Raw genomic sequence first — 15,036 nt, 5'->3', positions numbered from 1 at the left:
AGCAGAATGACGGACAAGAAATCGGAATCCCTTGCACGAGTGGTGGAGGCGGCCATCCGCGCCTTTTCCACGCAGAAGTTCAGCGATGTGCATATCGGCCAGATCGGGCAGGAGGCACGCTGTTCGACCGCGACCATCTACGATGCGTTCGGTTCGAAAGAGGGATTGTTCAACTATGTGCGGGGACAACTGACCCGCAATTTGCCACGTCAGGCGCCATGGGAAAGTGACCTTAACGCTTCGCCGATGCTCGCCATCCTCGATTATCTGATGGAAGTGTTCACAGCTCTGACCAGCCCCACATTGTCCATTCTGCTGACGCCGCAAAATCCCGGTGAAGGATCAGGTTATGCGCCCTTTGAGCATAGCGGCCTGGATTTCGAAGCTGTGATGGCGGATGTGTCGGACTGCATGGATGCCGGTCTTCTCCGTCCTGCCGACCCGCGCGCCTGCACTTTTCTGATGTTTGCTGGTATCAGTTATGAGCCGATGCTCTATCTGGCGATGGCCCGGAAGACGGACGGGCAATGGCTCGATCCGGCAGCGATCCTCTGCAGTATCTTTCAGCCTTTGGCGACCGACGCTGGAGCCGGCATTGTGGAAAGTTACGTCGCTGGACTGGATAGAGGAGAGGTTGCGCCTGAGGCGCGGCCCAGGTTCCACGAACTGCTTCATCTCGGATCCTGTTCACCGGATCGACGGGAGCAGGTCATCACTGCGCTGGAACAATTGCGTGAACTGTCCAGAAGCTGGAATCTGGGAGTGGTTGCCGTGCCTACGCCGTAGACGCCGGGTCAGGAACGTAAAGGCATTGGGGCAAGCGGATGCGTTGCTTGGTGGCTTTCGATCCACTAAGCCGGTCGAGCCGTATGGTCGCCAACGTATCGGGTTGGAAATCTACAGCCCCAGCAAGCGGAACAGATTGGGTGATCCGGTGTGGATCGTGACGCCGCCATCCGCCACGATATTCTGCCCTGTGATGAAGGACGCGTCATCGGACGCGAGGAAGGCGACGACGGACGCGATTTCCTCCGCCTGGCCGTTCCTGCCCAGCGGCGCCGCCTCCGCCCACATCTGCCGAACGCTTTCGGGCGTGTTGTCCTGCATGGGCGTGATGATGAAGCCGGGGCTGACGCAGTTGACGCGAATTCCGGCGGCCGCCTGTTCAAGGGCGAGAGAACGGGTCAGGTTGATCACGCCGGCCTTCGCGGCATTGTAGGCATTGCTGCCATAGTCGCCCCGCACGCCAGAGAGGGATGAGATATTGACGATGCTGCCTTTACGCTGCGCCAGATGCGGAACCGCGGCGCGCGCGGTGTAGAAGATCGAATGGACGTTGATGTCGAACACTTTGTGCCAATATTCCGCGTCAATATCCGTGACCCGAGCCATGCGGTCGCCATAGCCCGCATTGTTGACGAGAATATCGAGTTGCCCAAAGGCTTCGACCGTGAAGGCGACCAGCTGCTCGACATCGGACTGAACGGATATGTCGGCGACATGCCAACGCACCTGCGATTGATCACCGATCGCCTCAGCCGTGGCCCGCAGTTTTGCCTCCGTTCGTCCAGCCAGGACGACGCGCGCCCCTTCCTTGGCGAGGCGTGCAGCCGTTGCGGCGCCGATACCCGATCCGCCGCCAGTGATGATTGCGACCTTGCCGTCAAAACGCTTCACGATAATGCCCCCAATTTCTTACACTTGCGCGCATCGCGCTATCGGCTTTTCAGCCCTTGCTCGTGTCAGGCGACACGTGCACCAAAATCTTGCCTCCGCCATTTGCGCCGGTGAGACAATCTGCAAGCGCTTGCGGCGCGGATTCCAGGCCGGGATAGAGTTGGTGCTCGTATATCAGCTTGCCTTCCTTCCAAAGGCGGGCGACGTCGCTTCGGAAAGCGGCATAATCCTCTTCATGGTCCAGGACGACGAACCCATGGATGCGCAGGCGCTTGGCGAGGATCATGCCGGTCGGCAATGTGCTGCTTTCCGCGCCATTATATTCCGCCGCCATGCCGCAGACGATAAGCCGCCCGAACGGCTTCAGCCGGTTGAATACCGGGAGCTGGGTACGCCCGGCGACATTGTCGAAATAGATATCCACCCCTTCGGGCAGCAGCCGGTCCAGCGCCTCGCCGACATCTTCGGCCGTTCGGTCGATGCAGGCGTCCGCGCCCAGCTTGTCGGTCACGAACCGGCATTTGTCAGCGCCGCTGACGATGCCGACGACGCGCAGGCCATCTGCTTTAGCCATCTGGACAACCAGCATGCCGACCGCGCCTGCGGCGGCAGAGACGACCATCGTTTCTCCGGCCTTGGCATCGCAGAAGCGACGATAGCCCACACAGCCGGTGAAAGATGATCGCCCGACTAGCGTCAGGTCTGCTTCGATCGGCAAATCGGCCGGGTCGAGTTTGAGGACGGCGGGCGCGTCGAGCACCTCATATTCCTGCCACAGCAGCCCGCCAAAGACATAATCGCCCGGCGCGAAACCCGCCGCGCGGGATTCGACCACCTGTCCCACGGCCCCGCCGGAATAAGCGGACATGGCCGGCACGATGCCCGAACGCATCCGTTCCCCCACGCGGATCTGCATGGGATTTGTCACATGATCCTTCGACGCGTCCTTGCGCCCCGTCGAAGAATCGCCTGCAACATCGGGCCGGTCGCTTGCATAGGGCAGCAGCGGACGGACGCCCGGCGCGATGCTGATATAGATGGTGCGAACGAGAAGCTGCCCCTCCGCTGGTCGAGGTGTATCCTCCTCGATCAGGCGGAAGTCATCCGGACCCGGGACGCCGCATATCGGGCGATCGACGAACCAGGCCCGGTGACGGGCTGGAGCCTCGATGTTGTGGGGGCCGTTATCCACGCTCTGTTCGCGCTTCACTCAAGCGGCCAGGCTGGGTTCGACCGGCTCGGGCGGATAGAATAGCGGCTTGCCCGGATCATAGACCCGCGTCAGAAGATCGACAAAGGTCGCATCCTTGATCGGATCGGTCGGCACCTCGAACCTCTCGCCGCGCGCTCGCAGGTCTGCCAGGAAAATATCGAAAACCTGTTCATGGGTCAGGTCATCGCTATGGTCGAGCGAGACCTTCAGTTCCTCATAATCCATGAAGATGTCCGCACCCCAGTGGATGAGGAAGCGCATTTCCTCGGCCGGAATCTGCTGGATCACATCGGCGTCGGTCGTGATTTGCCAGCCATCGGATTGAGGGTCCGCCTGCAGCTTCGAATGGAAGGCGAGACCCTTGGGATGCCGCAGCGCAGACGGTCCTGTCGCCTCTGCAGTGTGATACATCATCTCGTTTTCGACGACGACGGCGCGCCCCCACATCGGGGCCTTGATCTGTTTGGGTGCGGCCTGTGGGCCATCCGGCCAATAGGTGAAGCCGCCGCCGATCTTGCCCTTATAATACCAGCTGATGACCTGCGCCTTCTTCGCCTTCCAGCGGTTGAACAGGCCGGATTTCACCATGATGTTCATCAGCCACACGGGGGTGGTGTGCATGCTGATCCCACGGAAGCGCGCCGCATCGATATGGGCTGCGTCACCGCCCCGGCATGGGCCCTGAAGGTTGAAGAGCATGTTTTCCGGCCGGGCATATTCTGCGCCCCAATAGCCGCGGACGAGGTCCAGGAACTTCTGGTTGAAGAAGCAGTCCTCGATCTCCGGATGAAGGACGGTATGCCCCTTGGCGAGATAGCCCCGGAAAACGGGAGTGAGGAACATGTCCCAGCTCGGCTTCACGCCCTCTGGCAACTGTCCCGCGAGACTGGCGACCACTTCTTCCGGGGAGCTGAAATGCTGTGCGAGGATCGGCGCATAGGGGCCGGCCTCGCGAACGACATTCAGCAAACGCCGGTGCTGGTCCTCGGTAAAGGCGTTCTCGATCACCTGCGGCTCAGCGACAGGGCGCAATATCATGTTCTGCTTCGACATCTGTCCCTCCTGTTGGGCTTCAGTTCATTTCGACCACTTCTATCAGATGGCCTTCATTATCCTTCACAAACGCGACCTTGACCTTGTGCTCGGGCATGTCGCGAATGGGCCTTGCAAGCTCTCCGCCCGCAGCCTTCGCGCGGACCAGCAACGCGGCGAGATCGGGCGTGATGAATCCCATGACCGCTTCTCCAATGGGCGGCGCGGGCCGGTCCACCGTCTTCAACAGTGTCAGTGACGGCCCACCTGCCGCGGTTGACCGGAAGGTGATCTCGTCGATGGGGCCGCCTGTCGTTGCCGAATTATCATGGGCAACCCGCTTCCAGTCCGCCAAACCGAATACTGAGCGGTAGAAGGCGGCGGTTTTCTCGAGGTCGTTCACCCGCAATTTGCAGAAGCCGAAATGCGCCAATTCGGTTCCCGAAGGGGTCATCATGTCGCTCATACATTCATCCTCTTCCAAGCGCCCCGAAAGCTTGACGCTTTCAACGCTGCTCCGCTGCCGCGTCGGGAGATGCGTTATCTTGAAAGTCCGATCGCCTACAACATTTGTTGTCATTGGACCTATGCCAACAAACGCTGTAGGTCAAATTTTTGAAGCGTATCTTGAAACCGCCGTTGCTGAGAGGGCCGAGGCAAGCTCTGCCGCCGCTGCCGTCTCCTCCTTGGACATCATAGAATTCAGAATCGTTTGCACGCGTTTCTGGGCTACGCGGATCGCCGTGTACCGTACCTCGCGGGTTGCGTTGGTTCGCCAGGACCGGCTTTGGCCCAGCAAGGCCGCCTATTTGGCTTCTTCTGCCGCCAGCGCGGCGAGGGCAAGGTGCAGGCCGTCGCGGCGGCCTTGGTCATAGTCATGGGGTATCGAGTTGTTCCGACCGTGGTGGGCATTCGCTGTTTTTGGATGGCTGTTTCCCTTTGGATCATGGCGCGCGGCGAAGCGTCAGGCGGGTGAGTTCGGAAGGACGGCGCAGACGCAGCGCAAAGCCTGGCCAGATCCCGGTGCCGTTGTTGACGTACAGTGTCATGCCATCAACATCGTATGAACCAGAGACGAAGCCGGCATTTCCGCGCGCCACAAGCCGATCCAGGCCGGGCATCATCCCGCCATGGGTGTGTCCTGACAATTGGACAGCGACGCCACGGGCAGCGGCATGGCGTGCGGCGGCAGGCTGATGATCGAGCAATATTATGGGAACGCCGCCAGGCCCTCCGGCTAGAGCAGCGGCGAGGTCCGGCCGTGGCTGTCCGGTTGCCGGCGCTGACCGGTCGGTGACGCCGGCAAGCATGATGCGAGCGCCACCTCGGTCCAGGACCGCGTGGGCATTGGCAAGGATGCGCATCCCCATCTCCGAGAAATGCTTCATCCACTCGCGGTAGCCGAGGAAATATTCATGGTTTCCAGGGCTCATATAGGTCCCGTCTCTGGCTTTGAGCTCCGCAAGAGGCGCCACATCCATGCGCCGCATAGCAAGAGAACCATCGATCACGTCGCCCGTAACAACGATGAGATCGACGTCCAGCGCGTTGGCCCGCTCAACGACCTTGCGTGTCCATGTTGCAGGAAAGAGGCGACTGATATGGAGGTCTGTGAGCTGAAGGATCGTGTAGCCTTCATATTGCGAAGGCAGGTCTTGCATGTGAAGATCGACGTCCTTGAGCGGTGGAACGCGCACGGCGTTTACAACGCCTATGGCGCCAAGGAGACTGGCGGCGCCCGCCATCGCATAGCGGAGAGCGTCCGGCGCAATCGGAGCGTCTCCGGCGGCCGCCCGGATAGCCAGCAGCCCGGCATCGAGCAGCAATTGCATCAATGCGAGGAACAGGATGCTTCCGCTCGCCCAGTTGAACAGAATGACGATGCTGCGTGGAAATTCCGGCGCGAACACCGATCCGGAGGAGAGTTTGCTCCAGAAATGAAATTGCGACGCCGTGAGCAGGAGAGCCGCCGCCACGATTTTGGTCAGTAGCGTCAGGGCCATGGGCCACAACAACTGGCTGATGACCAACAGGGCGGGCAGCGCGAATATCAGGTGAAAGATGGGAGGGCTCCGGTAAGCAGACTGCGACCCGCGCGATCACGAGTTGCCGGACACAGGTGGGAACCGGGCGGGACGATGGCAATGGGAGCACATACCCCCGGCTCAACCGATCCGCTGCCGTGTGGCATCGTCGCGCTCGCCGGCAAACCAGCGCTCAATGGCTTCGTTGAAGATGGGAAGGGCTCTCGCCATCTCGAAGAGGGTGAGGGAGGATCGCAGCTTCATGTCGTCGATCGACCCGATGGCTGCGATGGGATCATTGCCTTCCAAGTGGTGCAACGCGTCGACACAGGCCAGATGACGCGCTCCGAGGACGGAATGGTCGAGATAAGCGCGCGCCTCGGCCAGCGCGCGATCCCGCACTGCCGGGCCATGGCGCTGTTCCCGAGGCCATATAGCTGCGGGAAGAGGAACCACATCCAGTGCGACCGCTTGGCGCCGGCCGCGATCTCCGCCAGGGGTGTTGTCGTATGCGCCAGCCTGAGTCGCGAGAACCGGCAGCGCCGATCGTAACCCGCCTATTCGAGTGGCTGCGGGCCGACATCGATCGCCTTCAGGGACGACTCGACAAGCTTTACGTAGACCATCTTGATGGACGTATATCCGGCGAGATGCATGACCGAATAACGGTAACGTGGCGCGAAGAGCGTGAGCGTTGCATGCGCCATCTCGATAGCCTGCATTGCGCGGAGGATGCGGTTATCGATGATGGCATCGCTTGGGTCGAAATGCCCACAGGATGTTTGGCATACAGCCGCCAAACGCCAGAAATGCGGTGTTTAATCTGTGAGTTTCGAACAGCTTTTGGGCAGGGGGGGCTGACGGTCGGGTTCATCGAACCATTTGGAATGCTTGAGAAAAGCTTCGGCTCGGATACCGGCGAAGTACCCCTAAACGGGGCAGAAATCTGCCTGATGCTATTTGGCTCCCCGAGTAGGATTCGAACCTACGGCCATTCGATTAACAGTCGAATGCTCTACCGCTGAGCTATCGGGGAGCAGCCCGGCTTCCGCTGGGCAGGCCGCGCCTATAGCAGCGGGATTCGCGCAATGGCAAGCGGCAATAGCAGGTTTTTTTGGTCGCGCGTCAGGCGATGAACTGTTCGGCCGCGATGCGATCGTCCAGCGTATGCTCGGGGTCGAACAGCAGGGTGAGGGGCGTAGCCCGGTCGATGCCGACCTCCACCTGGGCGACGTCGCGCACTTCGCGCTGGTCGGCAACGGCGCTGACGGGGCGCTTGACGGGGTCGAGCACGGTAAAGCGGATCGCGGTGCTTTCGGGAAGGATGGCCCCGCGCCAGCGCCGAGGGCGAAAAGGGCTGATCGGCGTCAGCGCGACGAGGCCGGAACCCAGCGGCAGGATGGGTCCGTGGGCCGACAGATTATACGCGGTCGACCCGGCTGGCGTGGCCACCAGAACGCCGTCGCACACCAGTTCGGGCAGCACCGCCCTTGCGTTCACCTGCACTTCCAGCTTCGCGGTCTGGCGGGTTTCGCGCAGCAGCGACACTTCATTGATTGCGGGAATGGAGAAGCGTTCGCCATCGACCGTGTCGACGGTCATGCGGAGCGGATGGACCTTGAAACTCTTGGCCTTTTCCAGGCGCTGTTCCAGCCTTTCCAGCCGCCATTCATTCATCAGGAAGCCGACAGTGCCCAGGTTCATCCCGAATACCGGCAGTATCCGCCGGCTTTCCAGCATGGCGTGCAGGGTCTGGAGCATGAAGCCGTCGCCGCCCAGCGCGATGATCATCTCCGCCTCCTCCACGGGTGCAAAATCATAGGTGGCGCGAAGCCTTTCTTCCGCCGCGCGGGCCGCCTGCGTGGGGGACGCGACCAGGGCGCGCCGGACATCGAGGCTCATCCGCCGGTGACGCTCATGTGACGACGGGTTGCAGCACCCAGCCCGGCGCCGATCCGGAAGTCATGGGCGGCGGGCTTGAGGCGCAATGCTTGATCGACGAGCGGCTGGACCGCATCGACCCCGCCTTCGCGGAGCGCGGACTTGAAATCGACATGGTCCTCATGGCCTAGGCACATGAAGATCTTGCCTTCGCAAGTCAGCCGGATGCGATTGCAATCGGCGCAGAAATTATTGGTGAGCGGCGAAATCAATCCCAGCCGCGCGCGCATCCCGTCGACGGCATGATAGCGCGACGGGCCGCCGGTTCGGTGCGCTATCGGGGCCAGGCGATGCCGCGTCTCGATCTGCTGCACCACGTGCGTCAGCGGGAGATAATGACTGGTACGATCGTCGCCGGTGTCGCCGAGCGGCATTGTCTCGATCAGGCTGAGGTCGAAGCCCTGGTCATCGCACCAGCGCAACATCGAAAGGATTTCATCCTCGTTGATGCCGCGCAATGCCACCATGTTGATCTTGATAGCCAAACCTGCGCAGCGCGCAGCCTCTATCCCGCGCAGCACCGCGGCCAGATCGCCGCCGCGCGTTACATGGGCGAAACGATCCGGATCGCGCGTGTCCAGGCTGATGTTCACACGCCGCACACCCGCGTCGACCAGAGCCATGGCGTGATCGGCAAGCCTTGTTGCGTTGGTCGTCAGGGTCAGTTCGTCCAGGCCATTGCCCAGATGCCGGCCGATCCGGCGGGCGAGGTCCATGAAATCCCGCCGCACCAGCGGTTCTCCGCCGGTCAGACGGATCTTGCGGATGCCCCGCTGCACGAACAGATCGGCGAGCAGCGCGATCTCCTCCAGCGTAAGTACCTGGTTCTTCGGTAGGAACTGCATCCGTTCCGCCATGCAATAGCGGCAGCGCAGGTCGCAGCGATCGGTCACCGAAATCCGCAAATAGCTGATCCGGCGGCCCAGGCCGTCAATAAGCGGTGCGGAAGCTGTGGCGGCGGTGACCATGGCGTATAGCTAGGCGATGGGTCATGGGCGTGCAAGCACCGCTGTTGCGGTCGGGCCAACAGGTCGGTAACCCCTTGATGCTAGGACGGCGCGATGAACGGCGTCGATGGAGATAAAAACGTGAGCGGGGACGCCGCGCCTGATGGGCAGCGCAGTCTATTCATCCTTTCGCCGGCGGACCGCGATGGCCTGGCGCACATGGCACGCGACGCGGGCTGGCGCGTGATCGGCGCGCGGCGGCCGCGCGATGCCGCGCAACGTTTCCTGCGCAGCGAGGCGCAGGTGGCATTGGTCGATCTGCGCGGCCATGGCGGCGTCGACAAGCTGTTGCGGCCTCTCACGCCTGCGGTGGAGGCGGGCGGTGGCGCGCTCGTGGTCCTGATCGACCAGGCGGGGGAGGCGGATGTGGAAAGCCTGCTCGATGCGGGTGCGACCCATTACCTCCTGTCGTCCTTCACGGCGACAAGCTTGCAGGCCACACTGGCATCGGCCCACCGGCTGGTCGAGCGGCTTGGCGGCGGTGCGCGGCACAGTCGTCGTGCCCAGCGGATCCGGCGCGGCGATGCCTTTTTTTGGGAACTGTTGGAAGGGGGCAGGGTGCGGCTGAGCGACAATCTGACGCGGCAACTGTCTCTGCCGGCCTCGGTGGTCGCGGTTGCCCGTCTGTTGCGCTGCATCCCCCGTAACGAGCGCCGCGCGGCGCTTGCGGCGCTTCGCGCGATGATGCGAACGGGACGACCGTCCGCCATCGCGCACGGACTGCCGGGCCGGCCGGGAGACCGGCTGGTGCATCATCTGCGCACCGATCAGGGCATTATCGCCGCAGATGTCGAATGGTTGTCGGACGGTCATGAAAGCGACAGCGCCAGCCGTGATTATCTGACCGGCCTACGGTCGCGCCAGGCGGCGCTCATATGGCTCGAACAGCGTCATGGCCTGCCCACGACACTATTGCTGCTGTCCATCAGCCAGTTCGAACGCATGAATGTGGCCTATGGACAGGTGGTCGGCGACGCCCTGCTCGGTCGCATTGCGCGCCGGATCGAACGCATCGCGGACGAGGTTGCACTAGGTGCCATGGTGGCGCGGATCGCCGGCACGGAATTTCTGGTCGCATTGACCGGAGAAACCGCTGCGGTGGATCGCGCAACATTCCTTGCGCGGGAGCTTATCGGCGCGATCGGGCGGCCGTTCAGCGCGGGGGACCACCTCATCCGGCTGACCGCGCGATGCGGTATTGCGCAGTCGCGCGCGGATGACGACGCGACCAACATGCTGCGCCGGGCGGGCACCGCCCTGGCCGATGCACGACAGGCAGGTGGCGAAGGCATTCGGATTCTCTCGGCCGAAAAGCACAGCCGTCAGGTCGACGCCGACCGGCTGGAAACAGATCTGCGGCTGGCGCTCGATCGGGGGGAGATCGGCATCGTCTTCCAGCCGCAATATCCTGCCCATTCGGAGGAAGTAAGCGGGGTCGAAGCACTGGCGCGCTGGAACCATCCGCATTATGGCCCGCTCGGCGCGGGGCTGCTGTTCGCTACGGCCGAACGGTCGGACTATATGCTGCCATTATCGGCTCATATTCAGGCGGAAGCCCTGCGGCAGGCGGCTACATGGCCACGCGCGCTGTCCCATCTGCGTCTGTCGATCAACGTCACCGCCGACGACATAGCCCAGCCCCGCTTCATGGCGGACCTGCTGGGACTGGTGGATCGCAGCGGTTTCCCGCGCGCGCGCTTGACTGTGGAGATCACCGAGAGCGGCTTGATCGCCGATGTCGGCACGGCGGCGGCGCTGCTGCGTGCTTTGCGGGCGGAAGGGCTGGCGGTTGCGATCGACGATTTCGGCACCGGCTATTCCAGCCTTGCCTATCTCAAGAGCCTGCCGCTTGACTACCTCAAGATCGACAGCGGACTGGCGCAGGACATCGCGGGCACGGCGCGCGACCGGATCGTCGTGCGCAGCGTGATCCACCTTGCCAAGTCACTGGGGCTACAGGTGATCGCGGAAGGTGTCGAAACGCAGCAACAGCTCGACCTGCTTGCCCATGAAGGCTGCGATTTCTATCAGGGTTTCCTGCGCTCGCCCGCCATATCGTCGGCCGATCTCGTCAGCCTGGTCCTGCGCTGACGCGAAAAGGGACGCGGAATGCCCGCGCCCCTCGTCTTGTCGATGGCCGTGCTGTCAGAGCGCGGCCTTGAGCTTTTCTACCAGGTCGGTTCGCTCCCAGGGGAAGAAATCGCCCTCGGGGCGGCGACCGAAATGGCCGTAGGCGGCGGTCGGCTGATAGATGGGCTTGTTAAGGCCCAGATGCACGCGGATGCCACGCGGGGTCAGGCCGCCCAGATCCGGAATGGCCTTGATCGCGTCCTCGATCTTCGCATCGTCCACAGTACCGGTGCCGTGCGTGTCGACATAGAGCGAGAGGGGTTCCGAAACGCCGATAGCGTATGCGATCTGGATGGTGCAGCGGCTGGCAAGGCCCGCAGCGACGACATTTTTGGCCAGATAGCGGGTGATGTAGGCCGCCGACCGGTCGACCTTGGTCGGGTCCTTCCCGCTGAACGCGCCGCCGCCATGGGGCGATGCACCGCCATAGGTGTCGACGATGATCTTGCGCCCGGTCAGGCCCGCGTCGCCGTCCGGCCCGCCAATCTCGAACGTGCCGGTCGGATTGATGTGATAGACCGTCTGGTCCGACAACAGCTCGGCCGGCAGGGTGTCGGCAATTACGCCCTTCACATAGGCCTTTAGCTGGGCTTCCTTCTCACCGGTGTCATAGCCCGGTGCGTGCTGGGTCGATACGACGATGGCGGTCGCGGCGGCGGGCTTGCCCTCGACGAACCGCAGCGTCACCTGGCTCTTGGCATCGGGCTCAAGGAAGGGCGCCGCCCCGCTGTGCCGGTCGGCCGCCATCCGCGCCAGGATCTTGTGGCTGTAATCCAGCGTGGCGGGCATGAGGTCGGGGGTCTCGTCGCAGGCGAAACCGAACATGATGCCCTGGTCTCCGGCGCCCTCATCCTTGTTGCCGCTGGCGTCGACGCCCTGCGCGATGTGCGCGGACTGGGCATGCAGGTTATTTTCGAAGCGGAAGCTTTCCCAGTGGAAGCCGTCCTGCTCGTAACCGATGCGCTTGACCGTTTCGCGGACGGTGCGCTCGATTTCCTCTTCCGCGCCCGGCGCCCATTGCCCGTTTTCATAGACGCCCTTGCATCGTATTTCCCCGGCCAGCACGACCAACTGTGTCGTCGTCAATGTTTCACAGGCGATGCGGGCTTCGGAATCCTTGGACAGGAACAGGTCGACGATCGCGTCGGAAATCTGGTCCGCGACCTTGTCGGGATGGCCTTCGGAAACGGATTCCGAGGTGAAGAGATAGTTGCTACGCATGAGACTCCCGTAAGACGCTTGGGCGAATGACGATATAAAGAAATGTTTATGTGGCTATTAGCTTTTGCCTCTTCGCATGGCAATGGCCAGTCCGAGCAACATCAGCAGGAAGGCAAGGGGTGCCCAGTTGCCCAGCCGCGCGAAGACTGTCGGCGGCAGCGCAGGGGGAAGCCCGGAATCGAGAAAACCGGCGCGGTTGAGGCCGAGTGCATGGACGACATGCCCGCGCGCATCGATGATCGCGGAGACGCCGGTCGGGGTGGAGCGGATGATCGGCATCCCTTCTTCCAGCGCGCGCAGCCGCGCCTGCGCCAGATGCTGCACCGGTCCCCAACTGCCGAACCAGGCATCGTTGGACGGGTTGAAGAGGAAGGCAGGGCGATGCGCGCGATCAATCACCTGGCCGGAAAAGATGATCTCGTAGCAGACCTGCACGCCCATGGAGAGGGCCGGTCGGCCGGTTGCGGCCGGCAGGGTCAGGCTCCGGGGGCCGGGGCCAGGCCAGAAATCCGCATCTCCGGGGACCAGGCGGGACAGGCCGATCGGTTCGAGGATATTCCGCATCGGCAGATATTCGCCATAGGGCACCAGATGCGCCTTTGAATAGCGTCCGGCGATGGTGCCCCGGGGCGTTACGATCCAGACACTGTTGTTCGCTCCGGCCAGCTTGTCGACCGGTATGCCATTGTCCTCGACCTGCTTGAAATAGACCTTGTCGCCGCCGGTCATCAGCAGGTCGCCCGGGCCCAGCAATCGCGACAGGCGCAGGCGCCAGTCGGGCTCCATGTCCAGATAGGCGGGGATGGCCGCTTCGGGCCAGAAGATCAGGCGCGGGGCGGGGCGGGGCTGTCCCGAAAGCCCGGCCAGCTTGCGAAAATTGCGAAACTCCGCCTCGACCGAATATTTTTCGTCCTGGCCGATGTTGGGCTGCACCACCCTGACGAGCGGAGCGCCGGGCGGGGCCGGCGGCGCCGCGGCGATCCAGCCCCAGATGGCGAGGGCAAGCTGAGGCAGGAGGATGGCGGCGGCAGGCCGCCATTGCCGCCGGACCGCGAGCAGGAACCCACCGGCCATCAGTACAACCAGCGCGCCAAGCCCGTAGGTGCCGATCAGTGTCGCGGCGATCGCGATCCCGGCCGGCAGCAGTGTCACGCCCAGCGGATTCCAGGCAAAGCCGGTGAACAGCGTGGCGCGAAGATATTCGGTCGCGATCCAGCAAGCGGCGAGCAGCACGGGCAGGATCATGCTTGGTCCGCCAAGGCGGCGATGGAGCCACCACGCGCCCAAGGTCGCCAGCGCGGGGTAGACGGACAGATAGAGGGACAGAAGGATCACCGCGCCATAGCCGAACCAGTGCGGCATCGCGTCCTGAAAGCTGAACGCGTGAGCGATCCAGTTAAGGCCGACTGCAAAGTGCCCCACCCCGAACAGCCAGCCGCGCAGGGTGGCGGCGCGGCGATCCGGCGCGCCTTCGACCAGAAGGATCAGTGCTATGAGGCAGGCGAGCGTTACGGGCCAGAGATTGAGCGGCGCGAAGCCGGTCGCGGACGCCAGGCCAGCCAGCAACGCCGCGATCTTCGGATGACGGGCGAGCGCGGCGATCATCGCGGCGCTCAGCGCAGGTCCGTCATGGTAGCGTGGCTGCACTTGTCGCTTGCCTGTCCGCCCCCGCTCAGCATGGATGCGGCGACGAAGCCGCCGACGATCAGGACGAGGAACAGGGCCGACAGCCAGGCCAGATATTTCTCGATGAATATTTTGATCGGACTGCCGAATTTCCAGAACAGAAAACCGACCAGCATGAACTGGAAGGCCCGGCTGAGCGCGCTGGCCCAGATGAATGTCACGAGCGACAGGCCGACGAAACCGGCCGTGATGGTGATCAGCTTGAAGGGGATGGGCGTCGCACCCTTGACCAGGATGATCTCGGCCCCGTATTCGCGCAGATAGCAGGCAGCGACCGGGAATTTCCCGGAGAGGCCCAATGCCGCCAATATCTGCTGGCCTACCGCTTCATACAGGAAATGTCCGATCGCGTATCCGAACAGGCCGCCCAGTACCGACGCGATGGTGCAGATCAGGCCGAAGCGGATGGCGCGTTCCGGCCGGGCGAGGCACATGAGGCCCAGCAGCGGGTGCGGCGGAATGGGAAAAAAGCTCGATTCCATGAAGGATATGGCGAACAGCCAACGCTCGGCATGGGCATGCGCGGCCTTGGCCAGGGTCCATTGATAGAGCCGGGTGAGCATCGCGCGCGGCCCTAGCCGAGATCGCCCGCGCCCGCCAGCGATTTTGCCAGGACGATCATGGCCAGCGGCGGATCGAGCGGGATGGGGAAGGCGCGCTTCTCTCCCGTGGCCGCGTAACCGCGCCGCTCATAATAAGCGATGAGTTCGCTGCGGCTGTCGATTACCGTCATTTCCATCTGCGAGGCGGAAAAGAGCAGGATCGCCTGATGCTCCGCTTCGGCGATCAGCCGGCGGCCCAGCCCGGCGGCCTGAAGATGTGGATCGATGCAGAGCAGCCCCAGATAGGTGATGCCCTCGCCCCTGTCGGTGATCTGCACGCAGCCAAGCGGCGCACCGCTCTTGTCCGTGGCGACCAGCAACAGGTCTGCATCGCTATCCACGATTGCGGCCAGGGTCTCCGCGTCGGTGCGCGGCCCGCTCAGCAGGTCGGATTCGAACGTCCATCCGGCGCGCGCGGTGTCACCGCGATAGGCCCGCTCTATCACGGCATGCAGGGCGGAAATGTCGGCAAGCGTGGCGGGGCGGATGTTCATGTGCGGCGC

The 15,036-nt window shown here is 63.0% G+C and carries 13 protein-coding genes, 1 tRNA gene and 1 pseudogene; 2 read left to right on the top strand and 13 right to left on the bottom strand.

All coding sequences use genetic code 11. From position 1 onward, the window contains the following. Positions 1-6: 6 nt before the first annotated feature. Positions 7-786, top strand: coding sequence for a TetR/AcrR family transcriptional regulator (locus J3E64_RS10680; protein ID WP_253342737.1), 780 nt, complete (start codon positions 7-9; stop codon positions 784-786). Between the two features lie 111 nt (positions 787-897). Here the strand turns inward: J3E64_RS10680 and J3E64_RS10675 are convergent, their stop codons facing one another. From J3E64_RS10675 to moaA, 9 genes and pseudogenes are all read right to left on the bottom strand, one after another. Further along, positions 898-1,677: an SDR family oxidoreductase gene (locus J3E64_RS10675; protein ID WP_253342736.1), complete on the bottom strand. Its 780-nt coding sequence runs from the start codon at positions 1,675-1,677 to the stop codon at positions 898-900. Between the two features lie 49 nt (positions 1,678-1,726). Beyond that, positions 1,727-2,887, bottom strand: coding sequence for an NADP-dependent oxidoreductase (locus tag J3E64_RS20830; protein ID WP_253342735.1), 1,161 nt, complete (start codon positions 2,885-2,887; stop codon positions 1,727-1,729). Then, positions 2,888-3,943 carry a hypothetical protein gene (locus tag J3E64_RS10665; protein WP_253342734.1) on the bottom strand — a complete coding sequence of 352 codons (1,056 nt, stop codon included), beginning with the start codon at positions 3,941-3,943 and terminating at the stop codon, positions 2,888-2,890. 19 nt (positions 3,944-3,962) lie between these two features. Continuing rightward, positions 3,963-4,388, bottom strand: a complete 426-nt coding sequence (locus J3E64_RS10660) for a VOC family protein (RefSeq protein ID WP_253342733.1) — start codon at positions 4,386-4,388, stop codon at positions 3,963-3,965. A gap of 478 nt (positions 4,389-4,866) precedes the next feature. Next, entirely contained in the window at positions 4,867-5,925 is a 1,059-nt protein-coding gene (locus J3E64_RS10655) for a metallophosphoesterase (protein WP_253342732.1), read from the bottom strand. 162 nt (positions 5,926-6,087) lie between these two features. Beyond that, positions 6,088-6,404 (bottom strand): annotated as a pseudogene (locus J3E64_RS10650) (DUF1810 family protein). 503 nt (positions 6,405-6,907) lie between these two features. Further along, positions 6,908-6,982: transfer RNA gene (locus J3E64_RS10645), tRNA-Asn, on the bottom strand. Between the two features lie 89 nt (positions 6,983-7,071). Next, positions 7,072-7,848: an NAD kinase gene (locus J3E64_RS10640; RefSeq protein ID WP_253342731.1), complete on the bottom strand. Its 777-nt coding sequence runs from the start codon at positions 7,846-7,848 to the stop codon at positions 7,072-7,074. Continuing rightward, positions 7,845-8,855 (bottom strand): GTP 3',8-cyclase MoaA, encoded by a 1,011-nt coding sequence (moaA, locus tag J3E64_RS10635; RefSeq protein WP_253342730.1) that lies wholly within the window; start codon positions 8,853-8,855, stop codon positions 7,845-7,847. Before moaA ends, J3E64_RS10640 begins: the two co-directional genes overlap by 4 nt. A gap of 120 nt (positions 8,856-8,975) precedes the next feature. On the opposite strand from moaA, the gene J3E64_RS10630 reads away from it, so the two are divergent. Then, positions 8,976-10,985: an EAL domain-containing protein gene (locus J3E64_RS10630; RefSeq protein ID WP_253342729.1), complete on the top strand. Its 2,010-nt coding sequence runs from the start codon at positions 8,976-8,978 to the stop codon at positions 10,983-10,985. Between the two features lie 54 nt (positions 10,986-11,039). On the opposite strand, the gene metK is transcribed toward J3E64_RS10630, so the two are convergent. The 4 genes from metK to J3E64_RS10610 are packed head-to-tail and all read right to left on the bottom strand — an operon-like array spanning position 11,040 to position 15,027. Beyond that, positions 11,040-12,245: a methionine adenosyltransferase gene (metK, locus tag J3E64_RS10625; RefSeq protein ID WP_253342728.1), complete on the bottom strand. Its 1,206-nt coding sequence runs from the start codon at positions 12,243-12,245 to the stop codon at positions 11,040-11,042. 57 nt (positions 12,246-12,302) lie between these two features. Beyond that, on the bottom strand, positions 12,303-13,850 hold the full coding sequence (gene lnt / locus J3E64_RS10620) for an apolipoprotein N-acyltransferase (protein ID WP_253343000.1): 1,548 nt from the start codon (positions 13,848-13,850) through the stop codon (positions 12,303-12,305). 8 nt (positions 13,851-13,858) lie between these two features. Then, on the bottom strand, positions 13,859-14,494 hold the full coding sequence (locus tag J3E64_RS10615; protein ID WP_253342727.1) for a YqaA family protein: 636 nt from the start codon (positions 14,492-14,494) through the stop codon (positions 13,859-13,861). A gap of 11 nt (positions 14,495-14,505) precedes the next feature. Next, entirely contained in the window at positions 14,506-15,027 is a 522-nt protein-coding gene (locus tag J3E64_RS10610) for a GNAT family N-acetyltransferase (RefSeq protein WP_253342726.1), read from the bottom strand. Positions 15,028-15,036 lie beyond the last annotated feature (9 nt).

Source organism: Sphingobium sp. OAS761 (assembly GCF_024168485.1).
Classification (GTDB): Bacteria; Pseudomonadota; Alphaproteobacteria; order Sphingomonadales; family Sphingomonadaceae; genus Sphingobium.
Note: the sequence above shows the minus strand (reverse complement) of the source record. Positions and strands in the feature narration are given on the sequence as shown.